The following is a 22,704-nucleotide window of genomic DNA, read 5'->3' as shown; positions in this document are numbered from 1 at the left end:
TCGGCCACATTAGCCAATCTAAGCTCTGCTGGAGTGGCGAAAGTGACATCTCACCCTATTTAATAGATGCATGACGAATCCAGAAAACGCCCCTGAGGAATTCCGTACCACCACCCCGACTGAGGAGTCGCTGACTGATTACACCGCGGAAGCCCCCGCCACCGAGGGCTCCGTAGAGCCGGTTCCGACCACGACGGCTTATGAGAATAAGAGTGATGGCAAGGTGAAGGGCTCCTTCGCTGCCAGCACGTGGATTGCCCTGATCGTGGGCTTCCTGCTGCTCATCGTCCTCATCATCTTCATCCTGCAGAACCAACACCAGGTACCGCTGAACTTCCTTAACTGGTCCGTCCAGTTCCCGGCGGGCGTCACCTACCTCATCTGCGCCATCGCCGGTGCGCTTATCATGGCCCTCGTTGGCGGCTGGCGCATGTTCGAGCTGCGCCGCCAGGTGCGTAAGCAGGCTCGCCGCTAAACCTAAGGTGCAAGGGTGGTGAGGAAGCTCATCGCCACCCACGTCACCATCGCGGAGGGCAGCATACCGTCCAAACGGTCCATGATACCGCCGTGCCCCGGCAGCAAGGCGGACATATCTTTGATTCCCAGTTCGCGCTTGAACTGGGATTCCACTAAGTCACCGAGAGTGGCACAGAACACCAGCCCCAAGCCCATCAGCGCGCCTACCCACGGCTTGTGGTGAAGAAGGAATGCGAAAGAAAGCGCACCGGTCAGGGTGCCGAAGACTACGGAGCCGGCAAAGCCTTCCCACGATTTTTTAGGGCTCACCGCAGGAGCCATGGGGTGCGAGCCAAACATCACGCCGGCGATGAAACCACCGGTGTCTGAGGCGACCACGCAGAGCATAAACACGACAATCGACGCCGTCCCCGAGGCAAACGGCGTTTCCACCCGTGAGAGCATCGCGGCAAACGTGCCGAACAAGGGGATCCACGTCAGCACGAAGATGCCCATCGACATATCGCGAAGATAGTTAATTGGCGGGCGGTGCCTGCCGTTATGGAAGAGGCGCCCAAACATGAGGGCTAGGACCGCGACCACATACACCGCAACAAGGCCCGGGGCATTAAGAAACCACGAGACCCAGAGCATTGCCTGGCCCAGAACAATCAGCAGGGTGCGAGGGACATAATAGGAGTGCTCCCGCAGCCGAGTCAGCACTTCCCACATTCCCAATCCCACCGCGGCGGCGACGACAAGGTACCACACAAGAGGCCCAGCCCACACCGCGAAGACGACGAGCGCACCTAGGCCGACGCCGACGGCAATTGCCGCGGGCATGTCTCGCCCCGCAGAATTCTTGGGTTTGGGCATCCGACTCGAGTGTTCAGTGCTCACGCATGCTCCTCATCTCATCGTGGGTGGTCTGGCTCTACACAGAAAAGACCGCCGTGCTGGCCGGTGCCTGGCGCGGCGGCAAATCAAAGCTCTAAAAGTGCGGAGGCTAGACCTCCATGAGCTCCTCTTCCTTATTGGCGACGAGCTTGTCCACCTGCTCGATGTAGCCGGAGGTAATCTTTTCCATCTCCTTCTCGGCAGCGATAACCTCGTCCTCGCCGGCGTCACCATCCTTCTGCAGCTTCTTGAGCTGCTCCATCGCACGGCGACGGATATTACGGATAGCAATCTTGCCGTCCTCGCCCTTGCTCTTGGCCATCTTGACCATGTCGCGGCGGCGTTCCTCAGTGAGCTGCGGGATGGTCACGCGCAGCACCTGTCCGTCATTGGTCGGGTTCACGCCCAGATCCGAGTTACGGATTGCGTTCTCAATCTCGTTCATCACGGACTGCTCATAAGGCTTGATAAGCAGCATGCGCGGCTCTGGTACCGAGATGGTGGCCATCTGGGTAATCGGGGTCGGCACACCGTAGTACTCAGCAACCAGGCCGTTAAACATAGCCGGGTTGGCACGGCCAGTGCGGATGGTGAGCAGCTGCTCGCGGGTGTGCTCAACCGAAGCGGTCATGTGCTCTTCAGCTTCGAGCTGGATCTCGTCGATCATGAGGGTTACAACTCCCTTGAAATAGTCAAAAGTACTGGGAAAGAATTTAGCAGGTCGCGGCCTATTTGTACTAGGACTGGACCAGCGTGCCGATCTGCTCGCCGTTGACAGCGCGCTTGATATTGCCTTCCGTAAGCAGGTTGAAGACCAAAATCGGCATATTGTTGTCCATGCACAGGCTAAATGCCGTGGCATCAGCCACCTTGAGGTTCTTCTCAATGACTTCGCGCGGGGTGATTTCGGAGTACAGCTCCGCGTCCGGGTTGGTGCGCGGGTCGGCGGAGTAGACGCCGTCGACAGCCTTGGCCAGGAAGAGGACCTCCGCACCGATCTCCAGGGCGCGCTGCGCGGCGGTGGTGTCGGTGGAGAAATACGGCATGCCCATACCGGCACCGAAGATAACTACGCGGCCCTTCTCCAGGTGGCGGTCGGCGCGCAGCGGCAGGTAAGGCTCCGCAATCTGGGCCATGTTGATGGAAGTCTGCACGCGGCAGTCAATGCCTTGCTGCTTGAGGAAGTCCTGCAGCGCCAGGGAGTTCATGACGGTGCCCAGCATGCCCATGTAGTCAGAGCGGGCGCGGTCCATGCCACGCTGCGAAAGCTCGGCACCGCGGAAGAAGTTACCGCCACCGATAACGACGGCGATTTCAGTCCCCTGCTTCGCCACCTCGGCGATTTGGCGGGCAACATTTTCTACAACATCAGGATCGATGCCGACCTTTCCACCGCCGAACATCTCACCGCCCAGTTTGAGCATGACTCGCTTGTATCCGGTTCGCTTCGGTTCAGGGGTAGTCACGGTCTTCATCGTCTCCTTCACGCATGGCGACGCTTCAGTTAAGCGCTTGAATAATTCTGTTCCATCTTAACCATAGGAAGGCGCTGTCATATATTCAGCTGCGTGCGGCCCCCACCCTCAGGGGCGGGGACAAAACGGCGAACTCCCTCCCCCAAGTTTCTTCCACCGAGCACGCAGCCCTGGGGAGAAAGAGGAGGAGGGAGCACTCGCAGTCACGGGGCTCTAAACCCGGACTGCACGAGTCTCAGGAAGGCTTAGGCGCCAACCTCGTAGCGGACGAAACCGGTGATGGTGGTGCCGGCCTCGTCTGCGACCTGCTTAACGGTCTTCTTGGAGTCAGACAGAGAAGCCTGCTCAAGCAGAACCACGGACTTGTAGAAGCCGTTGAGGCGGCCTTCCACGATCTTCGGCAGGGCTGCCTCTGGCTTGCCCTCCTCGCGGGTGGTGGCCTCAGCGATCTCGCGCTCCTTCTCCACGATCTCAGCCGGAACGTCCTCGCGGGTGAGGTACTCAGCGTTCATTGCTGCAATCTGCAGTGCGACTGCGTGAGCGCCCTCTGCGTTGCCCTCGTAGGACACCAGGACACCCACTGCCGGCGGCAGGTCAGCGGAACGCTGGTGCAGGTACACAGCTACGTTGTCACCCTCGATGGTGACAGCGCGACGAGCCTGCAGCTTCTCGCCGGTCTTTGCGGACTCTTCGTCAACGACCTCGGAAACCTTCTTGCCGTCGATCTCCAGGTTGTTGAGCTCCTCACCGGAGTTGACCTTGGCCTCACCGGCAGCCTCAGCGATCTTGGTAGCGAAGGACTTGAAAGCCTCGTTCTTGGCCACGAAGTCGGTCTCGCAGTTGATTTCCACCATCGTGTTGCCGGACACGGCGATCAGGCCCTCGGTAGCCTCACGCTCAGCGCGCTTGGACACGTTCTTTGCGCCCTTGATGCGCAGGTACTCAACGGCCTTGTCGTAGTCACCCTGGGACTCGTCGAGAGCCTTCTTGCAATCGAGCATGCCGGCGCCGGTGGCCTCACGCAATGCCTTTACGTCTGCAGCAGTGTAGTTCGCCATAGTTGGAGCGATCCTCCTTGGAATTAAACGGTATTCGTTGAAACAGCGTAGCCGAATCACTACCACCACGTCGCGTTGAGGGGGTGGTAGTTTTTCGCCCACTCCCCCAGCGGAGGGAAACCTCTGCGTGGTGTTTCAACCCTCTAGTGTGTCACGTGCCTTAACGAGCTAAGAAAAACACGTGAGAAAAAGCCCCCATCGCCGCGGACACTGTGGGCCGTGCGGTACGGGGGCTTAAGGTATGCAGATTACTCTGCGGACTTCTCGGCGTCCTCAGACTTCTCTGCGGAAGCCGGGTCAGACGCAGCGGCAGCCTCAGCAGCGTCGCGGGCGTCCTTCTCAGCGGTGTCGCCGGCAGCTTCCTTGGCCTGAGCAAGCTGGCGCTCCTCGCGGGCCTTCTTGCCCTCGTCCACAGCGGTGGCGATGATGCCGGAGAGCAGCTTGGTGGCGCGGATAGCGTCATCGTTGCCCGGAATCGGGAAGTCAACCTCATCCGGATCACAGTTGGTGTCCAGGATGGCAACGACCGGGATGTTAAGCTTCTGAGCTTCCTTGACCGCGATGTGCTCCTTGTTGGTGTCAACAATCCACAGTGCGGACGGAGCCTTGGTCATATCGGAGATACCGCCCAGGACGCGCTCCAGCTTGGTGCGCTCACGGGTCAGCATCAGAACTTCCTTCTTGGTGCGGCCCTTGTAGCCGTCCTCAGCTGCATCCATAGCCTGCAGCTCCTTCATGCGCTTCAGGCGCTTGGAGACAGTCTGGAAGTTGGTGAGCATACCGCCGAGCCAGCGGTGGTTCACGTACGGCATACCAACGCGGGAAGCCTCTTCAGCAACGGCTTCCTGAGCCTGCTTCTTAGTACCAACGAAGAGGATGGTGCCGCCGCGTGCGACGGTTTCCTTGACGAACTCGAAGGCCTCATCGATGTAGGTCAGCGTCTGCTGCAGGTCGATGATGTAGATGCCGTTACGGTCGGTGAAGATGAAGCGCTTCATCTTCGGGTTCCAGCGACGGGTCTGGTGACCGAAGTGGACGCCAGCGTCGAGGAGCTCGCGCATGGTTACGACTGCCATGTTTCGCTCGCTTTCTATATATTGTTTCGGTTTTGCAAGATTGTGCGGTGTTTTATTCCGCACCCTAGCAACGAAGGCCCTGGCTAACACCCCATTATCCTGGGGACCACGTCAACCACGGACTGTCCCTTCCTTAACCCAGGAAGCGACTACTTCGCCGCGCGTAGTCAATCCATGCGGAACCCTTCCGGGCATTAAACACAGACTGCTGTGGGCTAGCTTAGTACTGCACACGCGCTGATTCCAAACGGCGCGACTGTTTAATCGCCGCCGATTTGTTGACAGCCACACGAAACTTTCCCCTGGCGCACCATGGGTTACTTCTTTAACGCATTATCCACAGGTCGACCGCACGCTCTTCCCTCGGGCCGCGCTCACGCGCAGGCTTGAGGTCATGCGTCACCGTCTACTTTGTTTATCTGCCCTGCTATGCCTCTGGGCTGCGCTTGGCGACGTCCCCCTTGCCGCCGCCTTCGTCGACCCCACCACTGGGGAACCGGTTGCTTCGCGTGTCTTGCGCGGCTTCGAACCTCCTGAGAAGCGGTGGATGGCCGGGCATCGCGGTGTGGATCTGGACCTACCCGTCGGCGGTAAGGTGCGTGCCGCTGGCGACGGCGTTGTGTATTTCGCCGGCGCCATAGCGGGCAAACCGGCCCTTTCGATTGCTCATGGCAACGGTCTGCGCACCACCTATCAACCGGTGTTTGCGCGGGTTAAGAAAGGTGACCAGGTGCAGGAAGGAGACATCATCGGAACGCTCGCGCCGTCCGTGGATGGCTATCCGGGGCTGCACTGGGGAGCGATTGAGGGCCGCGAGGACTACATCGACCCACTGGATCTCCTCGGCGAACCTGTCATTCGCCTCAAGCCCGCGGGTGGGAGCGAGCGTAGACGTCCTTAAGGCGCTGGGCGGAGACGTGAGTGTAGACCTGCGTGGTCTGCAGCGACGAGTGACCAAGCAGCTCTTGCACGATGCGCAGATCCGCTCCACCCTCGAGCAAATGCGTAGCCGCCGAGTGGCGCAAACCGTGCGGGGTTAGCCCCGGTGTCCCCGTCACTTGGGCGGCGCGTTCGACGACGCGGCGGACCTGACGCGCGTCGATGCGCCCGCCGCGCGTGCCCACAAACACCGCTTCCGTATCGCCAGCAAGCTCGGGGCGCCCTGTCTTCAGCCAAGCGCAGAGCGCATCATGAGCTGCATCCCCGAAAGGGACAACGCGCTGTTTATTGCCCTTACCGGTCACGCGGGCAGTGCGGCGGGACAGGTCGATATCGCCGACGTCGAGGCCGACGAGCTCAGCCACACGCACACCGGTGGCGTAGAGAAATTCAAGCATGGCGCTATCGCGTAAGAAGTGGACCTCATCGGTGGAGACGGCATTGCCCATCAACTCCCCCGCTGCGGTGGGTGACATCACGGTGGGCAGGTGCTTGCCCACCTTGGGCGTGGCGAGGCGCTGCGCCACATCCGATTGTAAATAGCCTTCGCGCGCGGCCCACGTGGAAAAAGCGCGCACCGCGGCGGTGCGGCGCGCCAGGGTGGAGCGGGACTTGCCTTCAGCAACGGCGTGGGCCAACCATTCGCGCAGTGAGTTCAGAGTAAATGCTGCGAATTCCGGGACGTCCGTTGCCAACAGGCGCAAGTCAGAGCAATAGCCGCGGACGGTCGCTTCGGAGCGGCCGCGAACGATGCGCTGGTATTCTGCGAAATCCTCGATCGCTTCCTCCAGCTGTCCCCCCACGTGCCGCTCGCTACTGCCACTTTCACCACTCATGTCTCATGAGTGTACTCAGGTGCGCTGCCACATCGCGCCCGAGCGGGTGATCACCCCCATCTTTTGCATAGCTACGAGCAGGTGAATAGTCAACGCCACTCGCATTCCTGCGGCCGCCGCGATATCTTCTGCGCTCGCGCCTTCCTCCGCGCTTTCCGGCGGAGTGGAGTCATATACCCGAAGCTCATTGCGGGACAGACGCTGCACCGCAGTCGGCTGAAACTCCAGTTCATATTGGCCGGCCACGTCCACCTCGCCCGCCTTGCCAACCAAACCCCGTACTTCATCCGCAGAGGCCACCAACTGAGCCCGCCCATCCTGGATACGTTGATGGCAACCCAAGGACCCAGATGTGGTGATGGGTCCTGGCACTGCCATGGCAACCCTGCCCAGTGCTTCCGCCCAGTTCAACGTGTTGAGCGCACCAGAGCGGAATCCAGCTTCGACCACCACGGTACCGCTCGTCATCCCCGCCACAAGGCGGTTGCGGGATAGAAAGCGAAAACGCTGCGGCCGCGTGCCCGGCGCGAACTCTGACACGATGCATCCCTTCTCAGCGATTCTGTCAAAGAGCCTTGCATTGCGCGCTGGGTAAGAAATGTCGATGCCGCAGGCCGCTACTGCTACCGTTAGGCCTCCTGCATCCAGCGCGGCTTCGTGGACTGCTGTATCGACGCCCACCGCCCCGCCGGAAACCACAGTCCATTGGTGGGAGGCAAGGCCGCTAGCCAGAAGTGAGCCGGCTTCCCAGCCATATCGGCTCACCGCACGCGTCCCCACCAGCGCCACCGATTGGGATACCGTTTCGCGCAGGTTCCCTCCACGGACCCACAGGCTGTGAGGAGGAAACGCTTGGTCATCAAATGTTGCTGGGGCTTCCACCATTCCTTGGTGGTAGAAGCCAAAGGCTCGCGATAACTCTTCTCCCGGCCACTCCGCATCCGCGGGTGTGATCAGTCGAGCCCCCACCGCTTCCGCGGCGGCGAGGTCTTCTTCTTGCCGCAGCCAATCGCGCCGCGAAGCCGTCGCCTGCCGCAAGGGGCCGATCCATTCCTCGCCCTTGTAGATTCCCCGGGCGATCTCCTCAGCCGGGTACTGGCTCAGCAGCCCGTGGAGGGTTGGTGAGGGGCCCTCCACAACGCGGTTAAGGTAGGCCCACGTGTGCCGGGTACTCGATAGATTGAGCTCGCTCATGCTGCCAGCCTTTCGATGGTTCCGGCGCCGCGGAGATCCAACGCCCGACTGACATGGTCCAGCTCGGGGCGTGCGGAGCCGTCGAGGTCTGCCAAGGTCCATGCCAGACGCAGTACCCGATCTACTCCGCGTTGGCTCAGCTCACCTTCCGCTAGATAGGCAGCAAGCATAATCATCGCAGACTCCGCCGCCGGGCGGTGGCGCCTCAAATAGGAAGCGGACACGGCACCATTGACCACGCTCCCCAACCCGTCAGCCTCCCAGCGCGCTTTCATCCGTTCCCGGGCGGCAGCCACGCGCTGCGCTATATCCGCTGAGCTTTCCTCCCCTTCGGCATGAAGCACTGCGGATTGCCCCGATAGCGACACGATGATGTCGAGGCGGTCCCGCAGCGGCCCTGAAAGGTTCGACAGATAATTCATTCTGTCTGCCGCACGGCACTCGCAGCGCGCTGGTTCTTCGGCACCACACCGGCAGGGGTTCGCGGCTAGTACCAGTTGGAATTGTGCGGGGAAGATGACTTCTCTGCTCGCTCGCGTCAGGCGCACCTGCCCTTCTTCTAAAGGGGCGCGCAGGCTATCGAGAACCTGCGCTGGCACCTCACTGACTTCATCGAGGAAGAGCACGCCATGGTGCGCTAGGCTCACCGCGCCTGGCCGTGGGCGCCCTGAGCCGCCACCGATCAGCGCGGCCCTTGTTACCGAAGCATGCGGTGCGATGAAGGGAGCGCGAGAAACTGCGGTACCAACGGCCCCGGCCACCGAGTGGATGGCTGTGGCTTCGACCGCCTGCTCCGTGCTCAAGCGCGGCAGAATGCCCGGCAAGCGCGAGGCAATCATCGACTTTCCAGAGCCGGGCGGTCCCACCATCATCACGTGGTGACCGCCGGCGGCAGCGACTTCCGCCGCCCACTTGGCTTCTTTCTGGCCAGCGACTTCACTGAAGTCTGCGACCTGTTCGCGGGCAGGCGCTGCCGCGTGTGCGATGAGATGTGCATCCGGCAGACAATCCCTCCCGCACGCCCAGGCAAAAGCATCCCACAGGGTTTCGGCCACGAGGACTGTCATTCCGGGCACCAATGCCGCCTCGGCCGCATTTCCCACAGGAATGATGAGGGTGTCATAGCCTTGCGAGCGCGCGGCCAGGATCGCCGGGATGATGCCAGAAACTGGGCGCACGTGCCCGTCCAATCCCAGCTCGCCGAGGACGAGCGCCCCGCTGAGCCGACTCTTCTCACTCTGCCCGGCCGCTAAGATTGCCAAGGCCATCGGGAGGTCAAAGTGAGCCCCGGCTTTAGGCAGCGACGCCGGTGACATGGACACCACGACCTTCGTCTTAGGCCATGACAAATGCGAATTGCTCACCGCGGTGCGGATGCGGTCTCGCGACTCGGAGATCGCTGCATCCCCCAGGCCCACAACGTGAACTCCGGGAAGTCCGGGGCCAACGTTGGCCTCCACTGTGACCACCCGGGCCAGGACTCCATCTAGCGCTATCGTGTCGCATCTACCGAGAGCCATGATCAACTCCCTGGAAATATTCCACTTCGAAGGCTTCCCCAGAGTGTGCCCCGGTGGCCACGAGTCCAAGCACGTCAAAACGAACCTTGCTTAATGTCTGGTTTTCACTCCGCGCAGTACTCAGCCACTGCGCGGCTGCTTTGCGCAGGCGCTTTAGCTTGCGTGGGGTTACCGCCTCCGCGACTCCAAAGTTGCGGGTAGCCCGAGTCTTAACTTCGCAAAAGACAATGGTCCCATCGCTCTCGCGCACAACGAGATCGAGCTCGCCCACGCGGTAGTGAACGTTTGCGGCGATAACCTGCGCCCCGCGTGCGCGGTAAAAGTCAGCAGCGAATTTCTCCCCTGCTTTTCCTAGTGCATCCGCGGGGCGAATGGTCTGCCCCACGGTCGGCGAATGCAGAGAGGCTGCTAGATTTCTTGTCACTATGGTGCTCCTTGGAATTGAACGTGTACACAACACGCCGTAAGCACGACACAAGAAAATCCCCGTGCCGCACACCCCTTACGGCACTTCCAGAACACCCCACACAACAGTCCGGTGGCGAGGGCTTCTTCCCTCGCCACCGCAAATCTGTGGATAACTAGTCCGGGGTCACCTCGATAGCGTCTCCCCGCACTCCTTTACCTAGAACTCTATTCAGGGAGAACAAAGTCCGGCTTGTCCAGCTCCTCAATATTGACGTCCTTGTAAGTGATCACACGGACATAGCGCACAAAGCGCGCCGAGCGGTACATGTCCCACACCCAGGCATCCGACATGCGGACCTCGTAGTAGACATCCGGGCCGGAGGTATGCGGGATGAGCTCCACCGCATTGGCCAGGTAAAACCTGCGTTCGGTTTCTACCACATAGGAGAATTGGCTGACCACATCGCGATATTCGCGGTACAGCGACAGCTCGACTTCAGCCTCGTAGTTATCGAGTTCCTCAGCGCTCACGGTGTGCTTCTCCTTCGCTCACAATTACCCGGGATCACGGTGTCACAGATTGAGCACAAGCTTAGTTCGCACTTGCTGCCTAAGCCTTCAGGCGCGCGCGAGGAATCGTGCATGAGCTTCAGCAACATTGCGATAGCTCATACGGTGCTCAAGCGTCGCCCCCAGCTGGGCGATGGCATCCTGATGCACAGCTGTGCCATAGCCCTTATGGGTTTCCAGAGCATAGCCTGGGTAGTGCTTCGCCACATCCACCATGAGACGGTCCCGGGAAACTTTGGCCAAAACACTAGCCGCAGCGATGCAACGTGCGGCGGTATCGCCGGCGATGATCGGCAGCTGCGGGGTGGGCAGGCCGGGGACGAAGAGGGCGTCGCTCAGCACATAGCCCGGGCGGATCCCCAGCTGCGCCACCGCACGGCGCATTCCTGACAGGTTGGCATGCTGAATGCCAAAGGCATCGATATCCTTCGCGCCTATGTGCACCACTGACCAGGCCAGCGCACGGCGTTTGATCACCGGCTCCAACTTTTCCCGGGCCGCCGGCGTGAGCTTCTTCGAATCATCAAGCCGCTCCAAGCCGGGCAGGATACGATCCGGCAAAATACACGCGGCGATAGTTATTGGCCCGCAGCAAGCTCCGCGCCCAGCTTCATCCACCCCGGCAACAGGCCCCAACCCTGCTTTGGAGAGCGCGACCTCATAGGTTCTCTTCTGTTTTAGACGGCGCATAGCGGTTAGAGGGGCATGTCCTCGATAGTGTGCGCACGGCTAATCGGAACCACCACGGCAGCGACCTTCCCGCGCACGTTCTCCACTGGAACGGTGCCCTGGAGCTTATCGCCTAGGTGCGCGCGCGAATCCAAAGAGTTTGTGCGGTTGTCCCCCATCACCCACAGGTGCCCCTCGGGAACGGTGACGGGCCCAAAGTACGCGCCGCCACAGGCCTGCGATCCCACCCGCTCATCGACGGGTATCTCCGGCGGATCGAGGACAAAGTCCTGGTTGGTGGGTTGGCCGTCCACCATGACGGCCGGATCGCCCTCCTGGCACGACACGGTCTGACCCCCGGTGGCAATGACCCGTTTGACCAGAATGTTATCGCCGTTGGGAGCCAGCCCCACAACAGCCGCCATATTTTGGATGCCGCGGAGAAACACATTGTGGGAACGCTTGACCTCAAAAGACGTGTTCCACGATTCCGGACCGGCAAAGACCACAACCTCTCCCGGGCGCGGATCGCTGAAGTAATAGCTCACCTTCTGCACCGCAATGCGGTCATTCGTACACCCCGGGCAGCCATGCAGGGTGGGCTCCATGGAAGAAGACGGGATGAGATACAGCCTTCCCACGAAGGCCTGAATCAACGCCAGCGCCACGAAGGTGACAGCCAGCGCCGAAAGAACATCGCGAACTCTAGGACTGGATGTCCGGGTCATCGACTCCACCAATACGGTTGAAGGGGAAGAAGATGAACATGACCTTGCCGCGAACATTCTCCAGGGGGATTGTTCCTTGGTACTCATCCTGCATGTGATAGCGCGAGTCCGCGGAGGCCGTGCGATTATCTCCCATCACCCAGATATTGCCCTCCGGCACGGTCACGGGGCCAAAGTACGCGCCGCCGCAGGCATAGGAACCGGTGGTTTCATCAACGCGATAGGTCGGTGGATCCTGCACATAATCCTGTTCAATGGGCTTGCCGTCCACCATGACTGCCGGATCCCCTTCTTGGCAGGACACCGTCTGGCCACCGGTGGCAACAACGCGCTTGACCAGAGTGTTCTCATCGGGCGGGGTGAGCGACACATAGCTCAGGGCATCCTGAATGCGGTGGATCACTGGGTTATCGGAACGCGGAGAAACCCAGTTGCTATCCCAGTCCGGGGTGCCCTTGAATACCACGACATCACCGGGTTCCGGGCTCTTATCGCCGTAGTAGGAAACCTTTTCGGTAAAGATCCGGTCGTTATTGCAGCCTTCGCAACCATGCAATGTCGGCTCCATGGAGCCGGAGGGGATCACGTACTGCCGGCCTACAAAGTTCTGGAAAACTCCGACGACGGCGAGCACGGAGACCACTACAAGGGCAGTCTCCAGCAACCAGGGCATCTGCTTCTTTTCTTCAGCTGGGGGCGCCGCGCTTTCCGACGCCTCTCTCCCAACCCCCTGGGAACTTTCAGTAATGTCGTTTTCTTTTTCCACGGGCTAAATCCTAGCAATGTGTCTTGCCCTCACGGGCCTTGTGGCCCCGCGCGGCGCACGCTAAAAGGAGAAGGCAAAAGGAAAGCCCTCCGCCTTTCCTCGCGGTGAGGATAAAGGCGAAGGGCTGTGATGCGCTGTAAATTAGCGGCGCTCCTTGATGCGGGCCTTCTTGCCGCGCAGGTCGCGCAGGTAGTACAGCTTGGCGCGGCGGACACGGCCGCGGCGGACTACCTCGATGGAGGCAATGTTCGGGGAGTGAACCGGGAAGGTACGCTCAACGCCGATGCCGAAGGAGACCTTACGCACGGTGAAGGTCTCGCGGATGCCGTCGCCCTGACGGCGGATGCAGACACCCTTGAAGAGCTGGGTACGCTCGGTGGTGCCCTCGATGACCTTGACGTTGACGTCGAGGGTATCGCCCGGGCGGAAGGACGGGATATCGTCGCGCAGCGAAGCTGCATCAACCTTGTCAATGAGGTTTGCCATTGGTGTTTTCCTTTTCAGTTTAAGACAGAGGACCCTAGCGCCACCTCGCGGCAGCTGACCGGTTCGTGCCTATTACACAGAACATCGTCATCTTTCCACACCCCACCCCGGAAGAACAAATTCCGTCAAACGCCTGACATCTCCTCATTGCGGGCTCTAAGGTGGGTGGCGCACTGACACCCCACGGGTGCCCACGGGAAGTGGGCTGAGAGTGGCGCTGATACCGCGCCTGCACCGTTCGAACCTGTCTGGTTAGCACCAGCGAAGGAAGAGAGGAGCAGCCATGACGGCTACCCATAACCCCATCCAGTCCACCAACTCCGGCGAGATCCACCCCAAGCACTCCTACTCCCCCATCCGGGAGAATGGCCTGGAGGTACCGGAGACCGAGATCCAGCTGGATGATTCCCCTACCGGCCCCAATGAGCCCTTCCGTATCTACCGCACACGTGGCCCGGAGTGTGAGCCCGAAGTCGGTCTGCCGGCACTGCGCGCCGAATGGATTGCGGAGCGCGGGGACGTTGAGGAATATGAGGGCCGCGCACGCAACCTCGCTGACGATGGCCGCTCGGCCGAGCGCCGCGGTGCGGCTTCCCAGGAGTGGAAGGGGGAGCGTCGCCAACCGCTGCGTTCTAAGGAAGGCAAGCGCGTTACCCAGATGCACTATGCGCGCCAGGGCATCATCACCAAGGAGATGGAGTTCGTGGCCCTACGCGAGCACTGCGACCCAGAGTTCGTGCGCTCCGAAATCGCCCGTGGCCGCGCCATCCTGCCTAATAACGTCAACCACCCCGAGTCGGAGCCGATGATCATCGGTCGGAAGTTCCTCACCAAAATCAACGCCAATATTGGCAACTCCGCGGTGACCTCCTCCATCGCCGAGGAGGTATCCAAGCTACGCTGGGCCACCCGCTGGGGCGCGGATACCGTCATGGACCTCTCCACCGGTGACGACATCCACACCACCCGCGAGTGGATCCTGCGCAACTCTCCGGTTCCTATCGGCACCGTGCCCATCTACCAGGCGCTGGAGAAGGTCAATGGTGTCGCGGAAGACCTGACATGGGAGATTTTCCGCGATACCGTCATCGAACAGTGCGAGCAGGGCGTGGACTACATGACCGTGCACGCCGGCGTGCTTTTGCCCTACGTGCCGCTGACCACGAACCGCGTCACCGGCATTGTTTCCCGCGGCGGCTCCATCATGGCAGGCTGGTGCCTGGCGCACCACAAGGAGTCCTTCCTCTACGAGAACTTCGACGAACTCTGTGAGATTTTCGCGCGCTACGACGTCGCTTTCTCCCTCGGCGATGGTCTGCGCCCCGGCTCCTTGGCGGATGCTAACGACACCGCCCAATTCGCTGAACTCAAAACCATCGGTGAGCTCACCCGGCGCGCCTGGGAGTATGACGTCCAGGTCATGGTGGAAGGCCCAGGCCACGTCCCGCTCAACATGATTCAGGAAAACAACGAGCTCGAGCAGGACTGGGCCTCGGATGCTCCCTTCTACACGCTGGGCCCGCTGGTTACGGATATCGCACCGGGCTATGACCACATCACCTCCGCCATTGGTGCGGCACACATCGCCATGGGTGGTACGGCCATGCTGTGCTACGTCACACCGAAGGAACACTTGGGGCTTCCCAACCGCGATGATGTGAAGACCGGCGTGATTACCTACAAGCTTGCGGCCCATGCAGCCGACGTGGCCAAGGGCCACCCAGGTGCGCGCGCTTGGGATGATGCGATGAGTAAGGCCCGCTTCGAATTCCGCTGGCACGACCAGTTCGCGCTCTCCCTCGACCCAGACACCGCGCAGGCCTACCACGATGAGACCCTGCCTGCGGAGCCGGCGAAGACCGCCCACTTCTGTTCCATGTGCGGCCCGAAGTTCTGCTCTATGCGCATCAGCCAGGACATCCGGGATACCTTCTCCGACTCCCTTGGTATGCCAAGTTTTCCGGGTAAGGACGCCGTTGATCCGGAGGTCGTGGCAGCTGCCCGTGCCGGTGAGAAACAGATGTCGGAAGAGTTCAAGGCCCAAGGTTCGCAGCTCTATCAGGAGGAAGAAACCGCGCATGCCTGATCTTCGCTGCTACTTCGTCACGGGCGCGGGCACGCCTGCGGAGATCGTGCGCATCGCTGCGGCAGCAGCGCGAGGCGGTGCCGGGGTCGTGCAGGTGCGCTCCAAGCCAATTTCTGCCCGCGACCTTTTCTATTTAGGCCGCGACGTGGCCCGCGCGGTGGCGAAGGCTAACCCAGAAACACGCGTGCTTATCGACGACCGCGTAGACGTCGCCGCCGCCCTACGCCACGCCGGCGAGCCGGTGCATGGCGTGCATGTCGGCCAAGATGATCTACCCGTCGCCGCTGCCCGCGCGTTGTTGGGTCCGGGCGCGATTATCGGTCTGACCACCGGCACCCGCGAATTGGTCGAGGCCGCCAATGACGTCGCAGATGTCATTGACTACATCGGTTGCGGCCCGTTCCGCGCGACTCCGACGAAGGACTCCGGCCGCACGCCTTTAGGACTTCACGCCTACCCGGAATTGGTGAAGCTCTCCCGCGTGCCACTCGTAGCCATCGGGGATGTCACCGCTGAGGATGCAGCCGATCTTGCGGCAACTGGTGTGGCCGGACTAGCCGTCGTGCGCGGCATCATGAATGCCGAGGACCCAGAAGCTTATTGCCGCGCGCTGCTGTCCGGTTTTGACGAAGGTGCGCGATGAGTACTAGCTCTGATTCTTCAGTCATCGTCGTCGGCGCGGGCGTCATCGGTCTGGCCACCGCCGTGGAGTTGGCCGCGCGGGGCTTTAAGGTCACTATCTTGGACCCGGCACCGGCCTCTGGGGCTTCGCACTATGCCGGGGGCATGCTCGCCCCCGCCGCGGAGGTGGTCTACCAACAGGATCCACTCTTCCCGCTGATGCGTGCCTCCGGCGCGTGGTACCCGAAGCTTATCGATCTCGTGGCTCAGCACACCGAGGTCCCAACTGGCTACCGCGCCGAAGGTACCCTCGTCGTCGCCGCTGACCGTGCGGATGCTCAGCACCTCACCGAGCTGGCTGACTATCAATCCCTCCACGGCATGGAGGTCGAGCGCATCACCGTGCGCGAAGCCCGGCGCGCCGAACCTTTGCTCTCGCCACGTCTGGCTGCTGCGGTGAGTATTCCGGGTGACACGCAGGTTTTCCCCCGCCAGTGGACAGCTGCACTGCTCAGCGCAGCCCAAGCACTCGGTGTGCGTTTCTTCCGCACGGCAGCACAGTCGATCAATGCTGACACGGGCATGGTCACCACGGCCGTCGGCGAGTTCGAAGCTGAACAGGTGGTACTCGCTGCAGGCCTGGGAGCACGCGACATCGAGTGGGCTGCATCAGCCGGGCTCGAAGAATCTCCGCTACACCTGCGCCCGGTATACGGCGATATCCTGCGCCTGCGCGTACCGGACGAGCTCCAGCCTCTGCTCACCCGCGTGGTGCGCGGCTTCGTGGAGGACCGCCCCATTTACCTCATCCCCCGCGGCGACGGCACCTTGGCGGTTGGCGCTACAACCCGCGAGGATCCTCTTGCTACGGCCCAGGCCGGCGGTGTCTACGCGCTGCTTCGCGACGCCATCCGTGTGCTGCCCGCCGTCGAAGAATGCGAATTCCTCGAGGCCAGCGCGGGTGCCCGCCCCGGAACCCCGGATGACCTGCCGTACCTCGGCCGCGTCAGCGACAAGCTCGTCATCTCCACCGGCTATTTCCGCCACGGCATTCTGCTCACGGCCCTGGCCGCGCGCTGTACACGCGAGCTCATCGAAGGCACCGAATCCAGCATCGATCTCACCGCTTGTGATCCTCTACGTCACCTCAAGGAGCAGCCATGATCCTCATCCTTAACGGCCAGCCCACTGACACCTCAGCGACGACCATCACCGAATTGTTGGACGAGCAGAACATCGCAGCCGACGGCACCGCCGTGGCCGTGTCCGAACAAGTCGTTCCTCGCTCGCAGTGGGAGTCCACCTCACTCACCGAAGGCGCGGCCGTGGAAGTCCTCACCGCAGTCCAAGGAGGTTAAATGCTCACCATCGCCGAGACCACCTTTTCTTCCCACCTCATCATGGGCACCGGTGGGGCCACGAGCCACGACGCCCTTGAGCGCGCGCTCGTCGCCTCCGGAACCGAGCTGACTACCGTGGCCATGCGCCGCCACGCTGGTACCCGTGATGGTGAGAGTGTCTTCGATCTGCTGCGCCGGTTGGACATCGCCCCACTCCCCAACACCGCCGGGTGTCGCACCGCGCGCGAGGCCGTGCTCACCGCCCGCATGGCCCGCGAGGCGCTGGGGACCTCCTGGGTCAAGGTCGAGGTCATCGCCGACGAACATACGCTGCTGCCCGATGTCGTGGAAACCCTCGACGCCACCGAGCTGCTGAGCGCCGAGGGCTTCACCGTGCTGGCCTACACCAGCGACGATCCCGTAGCCGCCCAGCGCCTCGAAGACGCCGGAGCGGCAGCCGTCATGCCTCTCGGAGCCCCCATCGGCACTGGTCTAGGAATCCTCAATCCCCACAACCTCGAGCTCATCTGCTCACGTGCCTCGGTGCCCGTGCTTGTCGACGCCGGCATCGGCACCGCCTCCGATGCCACCCTCGCCATGGAGCTCGGCTGTTCCGGAGTGCTTCTGGCCAGCGCGGTCAACCGCTGCCAAGATCCCGAGGCCATGGCCACCGCCATGCGCTACGCCGTCGAAGCCGGCCGCCTAGCCCGACGTGCAGGGCGCATTCCGCAGCGCGAACACGCCCAGGCATCCTCCACCTTCGAGGGCCTAGCCTCCTGGGCCGACCACGTTCTCTAGACCTGTGACATTGATCGCCGCCGCACAAGGGACCTATGCTCAGCAAAGATGAACTCGCCCGCACCGCGCGCCAACGCCTTCTCCCCGGCTTCGGTGACGCGGCCCAAGAGCGTCTCAATGCCGCGCACGTGCTCGTCGTGGGCGCCGGTGGGCTGGGCTGCCCGGCCCTCCAGCAGCTGGCGGCGGCTGGCATCGGGCGAATCACGATTATTGATTCCGATACCGTCGATATCAGCAACCTGCACAGGCAGGTGCTGTTTGGTGTAGGGGACCTCGGCAAGCCCAAGGCCGAGGTAGCCGCCGCGCGCGCCCGCGAGCTTGCCCCCGAGCTCACCATCACCGCGCTTAAAGAACGCCTCGGCTCCTCCACCGTCCTCGACCTGTGTTCCGAGGCCGACCTCGTCCTCGACGGCTCAGATACCTTCGATACGAAGTATCTCGTCGCTGATGCCTGCGAGCTCACCTCTACCCCACTGACTTGGGGAACCGTGCTGCGCTACGGCGGGCAAGCCGCGCTGTGGCACTCCGGGAATGCATGTGCTGACGGGCGCGGGGTGGGCTTTCGCGATCTCTTCCCCGCCCCGCCTAGTGGCGAGGCTCTCGAGTGCTCCACAGCGGGAGTCCTGGGGGCTACGACATCGGTCATCGCGGGGCTCATGGCCACCGCGGCACTGGGCTGGTTGGGGAAGCTTCCGCACTACGAGGAGCTGCGTGGCCGCCTCACCTCCTATGAGGCGCTGCCCGGTAGCTTCCGCACATTGCGGGTGGTCGCCGATCCCGACCGCTCCCTCGTTACTGCCCTACCTGGCCGGCACACCCTGCCGCCGGAGCTTGTCACCGGCCACGCTGCCCTCCTCGATATCTCCGAGGAGCCCAACTTTCCTCATGCCACAGTGACACTGCCCTGGCAAACTGTCACCGATGATGATGCCGTGCGCCGAGCACTATCCGCCTGCGCATCCGAACTGGTCTACGTGGCCTGCCCCTCCGGTGGGCGCAGCGCTGGCTTTGTCCTGCGCTACGCCGATCTCGCCGCGGACATGGGCATCGAGTTGCGCAACCTGCCCGGTGGGCTCGCAGCACACGATTTCTAGGCGCCAGCCACCGCCGGCGTGCGGAAGAGATGCTCGTCGAGGATGCGCGCCGTGCCATGGTGACGGGCCCGGAAAATCACGCAAGAGGCCACCAGTGCCAGAGCGGTCACGATGAACAGCACCGCAATACCCGCCCAGAACGTCCCATCGTGGATGCCGTCGGTAGCGCGGGTAAAGGCGTTTTTCGCATAAGACATCGGGTGGAAAGGATGCAGCATGCTCAGCGGCCGCGGAATAGCCGCTACCGGCCACACGCCGCCGAAGACCATGACGCCTAGGGCAAAAGCACCGACTGCGAAGACGGCACCAATCTTGCGGCCGAAGGTTACGAGGAAGAACTGGTAGGTCGCCGCACCCACGGCCGCGATGGCGGCGATGACTAACAACATCATCGGCCAGCTGGCAGGACTCCAGCCCATCGTGGAGGACATCAAGCCCATGAAGGCCAAGACCAAGAAGTTCAGCCCCGCCACCACGCCGAAGGCCGCGAGGATGCCACGTACCGGGCTCGTAACTGCCTCGCCGCGACGGCCCAGGTAGTACGGCAGCGTCATCGCCAGGAGCAGCATCACAAGGAAGCCGAAGACCAGCACGAAGAGTAGCGAGGCGCCACCCGTGATGTTCTTCTCGGTCGGGTCAACCGGGCCGACCACCGTCTGTACGGGGTGAAGGTTGGAGGAGGTGAAGTTGATGGGCACGGCCATGTTCTGTGCGGACGTATCCGGCTGGCTAATGGAGGGGGCTTTGGCGGCACCGTCGGCAAGCTTGGTAGCCAACTCATTGGAGCCCGCCTTGAGCTGGTCCATGCCATCCTTCAACTCCGTACCACCGGCTGCCAGCTGGCTCGTGCCGTCCTTCAACGTGCCGGTGCCCTCATGCAAGCGGGAAGCACCGTCCTGCAGCTGGGCGGCACCGTCGCCCAGCTCGCCAACACCCGCGCGCAACTGCTGCGAGCCATCGGACAAGCGGTGCGCACCATCATTGAGAGCCATCATGCCGCCGAGGTACTCCGAGTTGGGATCGGACAGGTTGTAGTAGAGCTGACCGGTGCCGTCAGAGAGCTTTTCCAGTTGCGCCACCATGTTTCCACTGACGGCCGGGTCCAGCTTCGAGACCAGGGAATAGAGTTGGTCGGCTTGCTGGTGCATGCCGAGGCCACGGAGGACGTCGACAAGTTGCAGCAGCGCTGGAGCTACGGCCTGCGCCTGCTTGAGCACCGGGATGAGCATGCCCGTCAGTTGGTTGACGCCGCCATCGATCTGGCCCGCGCCATCCGCTAGGCGGCCGGTTCCGGCGAGCAGTTTGTCGGAGCCGTCGGCAAGCTGCGCGGCGCCATCATCGAGCTGCGCGGCACCATCGCTGAGGCGCCCTACTCCGTCATTCAGGCGGTTCGTGCCGTCCAGCAGCTGGCCCGTACCGTTGTTGAGATCGCCCGCGCCGGCGTCCAACTTGGCGATTCCCTCGACCGCGCGCCCGCCGCCTTCCTGCAATTTGCCCGCACCCTCATCGAGACGGCCGGCGCCCTCGGCCGCGGTTCCCAGACCATCGCTGAGTTTATTCAGCCCCTCAATAACCTGGTCGGCGTATTTCTTGGAAATCGCATTCTCCACGCTGGTCTGCACCTGCGGGATGAGGCTGGAAGAAATCACCGAGCCATTCGTGCCGTAGTAGTCATTAGTGGCGAAGTGAATCTCCGGCTTGACCGGTTTATCGCTGATGATGGTGACGGCCTGCTCGGAGAAGTTCTTCGGGATGGTCACCACCATGAGGTATGTGCCCTTGAGCAGCCCCTCATCCCCGTCGCCCTTGCTGACTTCGGCAAAGTTCAGGTACTGCGTCTCCATTAGGCCTTCCACGACCTGGTCACCGTAGTTAGTGTAGGTGCCCTGCTTCTCGACGCCCGCGTCCTCATTCACCACCGCCAAATCAATGTTGCGCATGTACTTAGAGGGGTCCCACATGGCCCACATCATGGTGCCTGCGATGACGATGGGTGCTACGAGAAGGAAAACGATGAGCACGCGCGACAAGGTACTCGTGGGGCGCCAATCGAGGACGCGGTGCCACCCCATCGCCTCACTGTCGTGGCCTGCTGCGCTCCCCTTAGCTGCCTTGCCAGGCGAAGAAGTATTCTTCCGGCTTTCTTCCGTCTCACGGCGCATTCCCGCCTCCTCATGGTTTTAGCTCTGGCCCGCTTATAGCCTTCTGCCCAGGACTTTCAGAGGAAGTACAACGATAAGCGGGACCACTAGTTCATTTGTTTCACCAAACATACCACCTAATATGTTGGCTCTGTGAACTTATAGCCATTCGTGTCATTGCACCCCATGCCGTTACTCCCGCGTGAGCTCCGAATTACGACCTGGTGACTGCGTTTGGCCGTGTGGGTGCTGGTTACTCCCGCGTGAGCTCCGAGTTACAAGGCACATGAACAGGGCGTTTCCCCCTCCGGTTGCGAGGCCTTAAGGCCTGTTTTAGGCTCTGTGCCCATGGGGGATATTGAGACCTACATCCGCCTTCGCAATTCGGGGATTGCGCTGGTGGAAGCAGCAACCAGCACACCCGAAAGCTTGCGCGCGCTGGGCGCCTCACGCGGCGATGCGGCAGAGCTGGCGTCACTTCATGCCATCTATTTCGGCGATACCCGCTTCACCGGCAAGCAGCGCACCGCCCGCCAAGCAGCCCGACGCCAAGGCCACGACCTGGCCACACTAAGCCTCATTGAGTCCTACGCCGCCAAACTGAAGAAGCAACTCGACGTCTGGAATGTGCGCGTAACACTTGCATCCACGCCTTCAGAACGGATTCCTTCAGTGGCGGCGGAACGTTTGAAAGAACTCAAACCGAAACGCGTGCCGTCGCCTGGGGTGCGCCTTACCTACCGCAAGAACGGCCCGCACTCACTCACGGTTACCGACTCCGCGCTGAACATCTCCACCATGCGCAGCACGCTGGAGTCCATTAACCCCACTGACCTCCTGGACGCCACCCGTCAAGTCTTCTTTAAAGAAGGTGTGGGCTCTCGGCCGGCGGTGGGAACGAACGTCGTGATAACACTCGATGAGCTCGACAAAATCGTCCGTCATGACGGCGATGACATCGAACTCGAGCTCACCAACGGCGGGCGCATGAGCGGCGCGGAGTTTCTCACCTACAAGTTCGCCGAAACTGGCTACGCCACACTGGTCCACCCCACTATCGGCCCGGTGTGGCTGCACCGTCTTTCGCGCTTTGCCAGCGTCGAGCAACGCATCATGGCCAGCGCGGAGCACCCCACCTGCGCGATCGAAGACTGCAATAAACCGGCGGACTACTGCCAGGTCCACCACATCATCCCTTGGCAGGCGGGCGGAGAAACCAACCCGCCCAACCTGACCATGTTGTGCGCTTATCACAACGGTATTAACGACGATGACCCCACCAGCCCAACCGGCCGAGGCTATGTCTTTCGGCTGAGAGGACCCGTTGACTATATCCCGCCCTGGGGAACACCGATTACCGGGCAGCCGGCCTACCAAGAAGCCATAAACCGGCAGGCCACGAGCCCGACGCGCACTCCTCCAGGCCAACCACCCGATCCGCCGGACCCACACCCATCACCACCCAGCACTGTGTCACCGCCCGGATAGTCTTCGCGGCAGCTTAGCCGCACACGTCCACACCCCGAACCGGCTCCCCACCAGCACG

General features: G+C 61.9%; 24 protein-coding genes and 1 riboswitch. Of the genes, 9 read left to right on the top strand and 15 right to left on the bottom strand.

All coding sequences use genetic code 11. The features are described 5' to 3' along the window. Nucleotides 1-70 precede the first annotated feature (70 nt). Complete coding sequence (locus HMPREF2822_RS01655; protein ID WP_070520057.1) at nucleotides 71-475, top strand: LapA family protein; 405 nt, start codon at nucleotides 71-73, stop codon at nucleotides 473-475. Nucleotides 476-477: 2 nt separating this feature from the next. On the opposite strand, the gene HMPREF2822_RS01650 is transcribed toward HMPREF2822_RS01655, so the two are convergent. The 5 genes from HMPREF2822_RS01650 to rpsB all read right to left on the bottom strand — a co-directional run bounded on the left by HMPREF2822_RS01650 (nucleotide 478) and on the right by rpsB (nucleotide 4,962). Continuing rightward, the gene (locus HMPREF2822_RS01650) at nucleotides 478-1,332 is read right to left on the bottom strand and encodes a phosphatidate cytidylyltransferase (RefSeq protein ID WP_198530945.1); all 855 of its coding nucleotides are present in this window, start codon (nucleotides 1,330-1,332) and stop codon (nucleotides 478-480) included. A gap of 130 nt (nucleotides 1,333-1,462) precedes the next feature. Further along, complete coding sequence (frr, locus tag HMPREF2822_RS01645) at nucleotides 1,463-2,020, bottom strand: ribosome recycling factor (protein ID WP_010190379.1); 558 nt, start codon at nucleotides 2,018-2,020, stop codon at nucleotides 1,463-1,465. Nucleotides 2,021-2,090: 70 nt separating this feature from the next. Beyond that, complete coding sequence (gene pyrH / locus HMPREF2822_RS01640; protein ID WP_010190380.1) at nucleotides 2,091-2,828, bottom strand: UMP kinase; 738 nt, start codon at nucleotides 2,826-2,828, stop codon at nucleotides 2,091-2,093. 245 nt (nucleotides 2,829-3,073) lie between these two features. Further along, nucleotides 3,074-3,886: a translation elongation factor Ts gene (gene tsf / locus HMPREF2822_RS01635; RefSeq protein WP_070445567.1), complete on the bottom strand. Its 813-nt coding sequence runs from the start codon at nucleotides 3,884-3,886 to the stop codon at nucleotides 3,074-3,076. A 248-nt stretch (nucleotides 3,887-4,134) separates the two neighbouring features. Beyond that, nucleotides 4,135-4,962 carry a 30S ribosomal protein S2 gene (gene rpsB / locus HMPREF2822_RS01630; protein ID WP_070520056.1) on the bottom strand — a complete coding sequence of 276 codons (828 nt, stop codon included), beginning with the start codon at nucleotides 4,960-4,962 and terminating at the stop codon, nucleotides 4,135-4,137. Between the two features lie 394 nt (nucleotides 4,963-5,356). Here rpsB and HMPREF2822_RS01625 point away from each other — a divergent pair, with 394 nt between their 5' ends. Continuing rightward, nucleotides 5,357-5,863 (top strand): M23 family metallopeptidase, encoded by a 507-nt coding sequence (locus HMPREF2822_RS01625; RefSeq protein WP_070520053.1) that lies wholly within the window; start codon nucleotides 5,357-5,359, stop codon nucleotides 5,861-5,863. Here the strand turns inward: HMPREF2822_RS01625 and HMPREF2822_RS01620 are convergent. The 9 genes from HMPREF2822_RS01620 to rplS form a co-directional block, all read right to left on the bottom strand. Beyond that, entirely contained in the window at nucleotides 5,826-6,737 is a 912-nt protein-coding gene (locus HMPREF2822_RS01620) for a tyrosine recombinase XerC (protein ID WP_070445561.1), read from the bottom strand. The two genes, HMPREF2822_RS01625 and HMPREF2822_RS01620, sit on opposite strands and share 38 nt — an antisense overlap. Before the next feature lie 15 nt (nucleotides 6,738-6,752). Beyond that, nucleotides 6,753-7,931, bottom strand: coding sequence for a DNA-processing protein DprA (gene dprA, locus HMPREF2822_RS01615; RefSeq protein ID WP_070520051.1), 1,179 nt, complete (start codon nucleotides 7,929-7,931; stop codon nucleotides 6,753-6,755). Beyond that, nucleotides 7,928-9,451 carry a YifB family Mg chelatase-like AAA ATPase gene (locus HMPREF2822_RS01610; protein ID WP_070520049.1) on the bottom strand — a complete coding sequence of 508 codons (1,524 nt, stop codon included), beginning with the start codon at nucleotides 9,449-9,451 and terminating at the stop codon, nucleotides 7,928-7,930. Before HMPREF2822_RS01610 ends, dprA begins: the two co-directional genes overlap by 4 nt. Continuing rightward, nucleotides 9,438-9,875: a YraN family protein gene (locus HMPREF2822_RS01605; protein WP_070520047.1), complete on the bottom strand. Its 438-nt coding sequence runs from the start codon at nucleotides 9,873-9,875 to the stop codon at nucleotides 9,438-9,440. Before HMPREF2822_RS01605 ends, HMPREF2822_RS01610 begins: the two co-directional genes overlap by 14 nt. Nucleotides 9,876-10,084: 209 nt before the next feature. Further along, complete coding sequence (locus HMPREF2822_RS01600) at nucleotides 10,085-10,390, bottom strand: DUF2469 domain-containing protein (RefSeq protein WP_005528899.1); 306 nt, start codon at nucleotides 10,388-10,390, stop codon at nucleotides 10,085-10,087. Nucleotides 10,391-10,477: 87 nt separating this feature from the next. Then, entirely contained in the window at nucleotides 10,478-11,119 is a 642-nt protein-coding gene (locus HMPREF2822_RS01595; RefSeq protein WP_070520045.1) for a ribonuclease HII, read from the bottom strand. 5 nt (nucleotides 11,120-11,124) lie between these two features. Continuing rightward, on the bottom strand, nucleotides 11,125-11,826 hold the full coding sequence (gene lepB / locus HMPREF2822_RS01590) for a signal peptidase I (RefSeq protein ID WP_070520044.1): 702 nt from the start codon (nucleotides 11,824-11,826) through the stop codon (nucleotides 11,125-11,127). Continuing rightward, nucleotides 11,804-12,499 carry a signal peptidase I gene (lepB, locus tag HMPREF2822_RS01585; RefSeq protein ID WP_369815734.1) on the bottom strand — a complete coding sequence of 232 codons (696 nt, stop codon included), beginning with the start codon at nucleotides 12,497-12,499 and terminating at the stop codon, nucleotides 11,804-11,806. The genes lepB (HMPREF2822_RS01590) and lepB (HMPREF2822_RS01585) overlap by 23 nt, the downstream gene beginning before the upstream one ends. A 234-nt stretch (nucleotides 12,500-12,733) precedes the next feature. Next, nucleotides 12,734-13,078, bottom strand: coding sequence for a 50S ribosomal protein L19 (gene rplS / locus HMPREF2822_RS01580; protein ID WP_010190405.1), 345 nt, complete (start codon nucleotides 13,076-13,078; stop codon nucleotides 12,734-12,736). Between the two features lie 173 nt (nucleotides 13,079-13,251). Continuing rightward, a riboswitch (TPP riboswitch) is annotated at nucleotides 13,252-13,366 on the top strand. On the opposite strand from rplS, the gene thiC reads away from it, so the two are divergent. From thiC to HMPREF2822_RS01550, 6 genes are all read left to right on the top strand, one after another. Continuing rightward, complete coding sequence (thiC, locus tag HMPREF2822_RS01575) at nucleotides 13,362-15,164, top strand: phosphomethylpyrimidine synthase ThiC (RefSeq protein ID WP_070445541.1); 1,803 nt, start codon at nucleotides 13,362-13,364, stop codon at nucleotides 15,162-15,164. Its footprint overlaps the riboswitch before it by 5 nt. Further along, nucleotides 15,157-15,807 (top strand): thiamine phosphate synthase, encoded by a 651-nt coding sequence (locus HMPREF2822_RS01570; protein WP_070520040.1) that lies wholly within the window; start codon nucleotides 15,157-15,159, stop codon nucleotides 15,805-15,807. Before thiC ends, HMPREF2822_RS01570 begins: the two co-directional genes overlap by 8 nt. Then, the gene (gene thiO / locus HMPREF2822_RS01565) at nucleotides 15,804-16,949 is read left to right on the top strand and encodes a glycine oxidase ThiO (RefSeq protein WP_070520038.1); all 1,146 of its coding nucleotides are present in this window, start codon (nucleotides 15,804-15,806) and stop codon (nucleotides 16,947-16,949) included. The genes HMPREF2822_RS01570 and thiO overlap by 4 nt, the downstream gene beginning before the upstream one ends. Continuing rightward, nucleotides 16,946-17,143: a sulfur carrier protein ThiS gene (gene thiS / locus HMPREF2822_RS01560; RefSeq protein ID WP_070520036.1), complete on the top strand. Its 198-nt coding sequence runs from the start codon at nucleotides 16,946-16,948 to the stop codon at nucleotides 17,141-17,143. The genes thiO and thiS overlap by 4 nt, the downstream gene beginning before the upstream one ends. Further along, nucleotides 17,144-17,923 (top strand): thiazole synthase, encoded by a 780-nt coding sequence (locus HMPREF2822_RS01555; RefSeq protein ID WP_070520034.1) that lies wholly within the window; start codon nucleotides 17,144-17,146, stop codon nucleotides 17,921-17,923. It abuts the gene before it with no gap. Nucleotides 17,924-17,958: 35 nt separating this feature from the next. Beyond that, nucleotides 17,959-19,017 carry a ThiF family adenylyltransferase gene (locus HMPREF2822_RS01550; protein ID WP_070520032.1) on the top strand — a complete coding sequence of 353 codons (1,059 nt, stop codon included), beginning with the start codon at nucleotides 17,959-17,961 and terminating at the stop codon, nucleotides 19,015-19,017. Here HMPREF2822_RS01550 and HMPREF2822_RS01545 read toward each other — a convergent pair. After that, complete coding sequence (locus HMPREF2822_RS01545; RefSeq protein WP_070520030.1) at nucleotides 19,014-21,179, bottom strand: YhgE/Pip domain-containing protein; 2,166 nt, start codon at nucleotides 21,177-21,179, stop codon at nucleotides 19,014-19,016. The two genes, HMPREF2822_RS01550 and HMPREF2822_RS01545, sit on opposite strands and share 4 nt — an antisense overlap. A gap of 327 nt (nucleotides 21,180-21,506) precedes the next feature. Between HMPREF2822_RS01545 and HMPREF2822_RS01540 the strand changes: the two genes are divergently transcribed. After that, nucleotides 21,507-22,646, top strand: coding sequence for an HNH endonuclease signature motif containing protein (locus HMPREF2822_RS01540; protein WP_070520028.1), 1,140 nt, complete (start codon nucleotides 21,507-21,509; stop codon nucleotides 22,644-22,646). Nucleotides 22,647-22,704: the final 58 nt, after the last annotated feature.

Source organism: Corynebacterium sp. HMSC062E11 (assembly GCF_001811845.1).
Lineage (GTDB): Bacteria > Actinomycetota > Actinomycetes > Mycobacteriales > Mycobacteriaceae > Corynebacterium > Corynebacterium hesseae.
Note: the sequence above shows the minus strand (reverse complement) of the source record. Positions and strands in the feature narration are given on the sequence as shown.

Bases quoted from the DNA above. Each gene is read 5' to 3' on its own strand.
- thiO (WP_070520038.1), top strand. From the start codon at position 15,804: ATGAGTACTAGCTCTGATTCTTCAGTCATCGTCGTCGGCGCGGGCGTC.
- HMPREF2822_RS01555 (WP_070520034.1), top strand. From the start codon at position 17,144: ATGCTCACCATCGCCGAGACCACCTTTTCTTCCCACCTCATCATGGGC.
- HMPREF2822_RS01545 (WP_070520030.1), bottom strand. From the start codon at position 21,179: ATGCGCCGTGAGACGGAAGAAAGCCGGAAGAATACTTCTTCGCCTGGC.
- thiC (WP_070445541.1), top strand. From the start codon at position 13,362: ATGACGGCTACCCATAACCCCATCCAGTCCACCAACTCCGGCGAGATC.
- HMPREF2822_RS01540 (WP_070520028.1), top strand. From the start codon at position 21,507: ATGGGGGATATTGAGACCTACATCCGCCTTCGCAATTCGGGGATTGCG.
- rplS (WP_010190405.1), bottom strand. From the start codon at position 13,078: ATGGCAAACCTCATTGACAAGGTTGATGCAGCTTCGCTGCGCGACGAT.
- pyrH (WP_010190380.1), bottom strand. From the start codon at position 2,828: ATGAAGACCGTGACTACCCCTGAACCGAAGCGAACCGGATACAAGCGA.
- lepB (WP_070520044.1), bottom strand. From the start codon at position 11,826: ATGACCCGGACATCCAGTCCTAGAGTTCGCGATGTTCTTTCGGCGCTG.
- HMPREF2822_RS01550 (WP_070520032.1), top strand. From the start codon at position 17,959: ATGCTCAGCAAAGATGAACTCGCCCGCACCGCGCGCCAACGCCTTCTC.
- frr (WP_010190379.1), bottom strand. From the start codon at position 2,020: ATGATCGACGAGATCCAGCTCGAAGCTGAAGAGCACATGACCGCTTCG.
- HMPREF2822_RS01625 (WP_070520053.1), top strand. From the start codon at position 5,357: ATGCGTCACCGTCTACTTTGTTTATCTGCCCTGCTATGCCTCTGGGCT.
- HMPREF2822_RS01610 (WP_070520049.1), bottom strand. From the start codon at position 9,451: ATGGCTCTCGGTAGATGCGACACGATAGCGCTAGATGGAGTCCTGGCC.
- HMPREF2822_RS01595 (WP_070520045.1), bottom strand. From the start codon at position 11,119: ATGCGCCGTCTAAAACAGAAGAGAACCTATGAGGTCGCGCTCTCCAAA.
- HMPREF2822_RS01570 (WP_070520040.1), top strand. From the start codon at position 15,157: ATGCCTGATCTTCGCTGCTACTTCGTCACGGGCGCGGGCACGCCTGCG.
- rpsB (WP_070520056.1), bottom strand. From the start codon at position 4,962: ATGGCAGTCGTAACCATGCGCGAGCTCCTCGACGCTGGCGTCCACTTC.
- dprA (WP_070520051.1), bottom strand. From the start codon at position 7,931: ATGAGCGAGCTCAATCTATCGAGTACCCGGCACACGTGGGCCTACCTT.
- HMPREF2822_RS01655 (WP_070520057.1), top strand. From the start codon at position 71: ATGACGAATCCAGAAAACGCCCCTGAGGAATTCCGTACCACCACCCCG.
- tsf (WP_070445567.1), bottom strand. From the start codon at position 3,886: ATGGCGAACTACACTGCTGCAGACGTAAAGGCATTGCGTGAGGCCACC.
- thiS (WP_070520036.1), top strand. From the start codon at position 16,946: ATGATCCTCATCCTTAACGGCCAGCCCACTGACACCTCAGCGACGACC.
- HMPREF2822_RS01650 (WP_198530945.1), bottom strand. From the start codon at position 1,332: ATGCCCAAACCCAAGAATTCTGCGGGGCGAGACATGCCCGCGGCAATT.
- lepB (WP_369815734.1), bottom strand. From the start codon at position 12,499: ATGCCCTGGTTGCTGGAGACTGCCCTTGTAGTGGTCTCCGTGCTCGCC.
- HMPREF2822_RS01620 (WP_070445561.1), bottom strand. From the start codon at position 6,737: ATGAGTGGTGAAAGTGGCAGTAGCGAGCGGCACGTGGGGGGACAGCTG.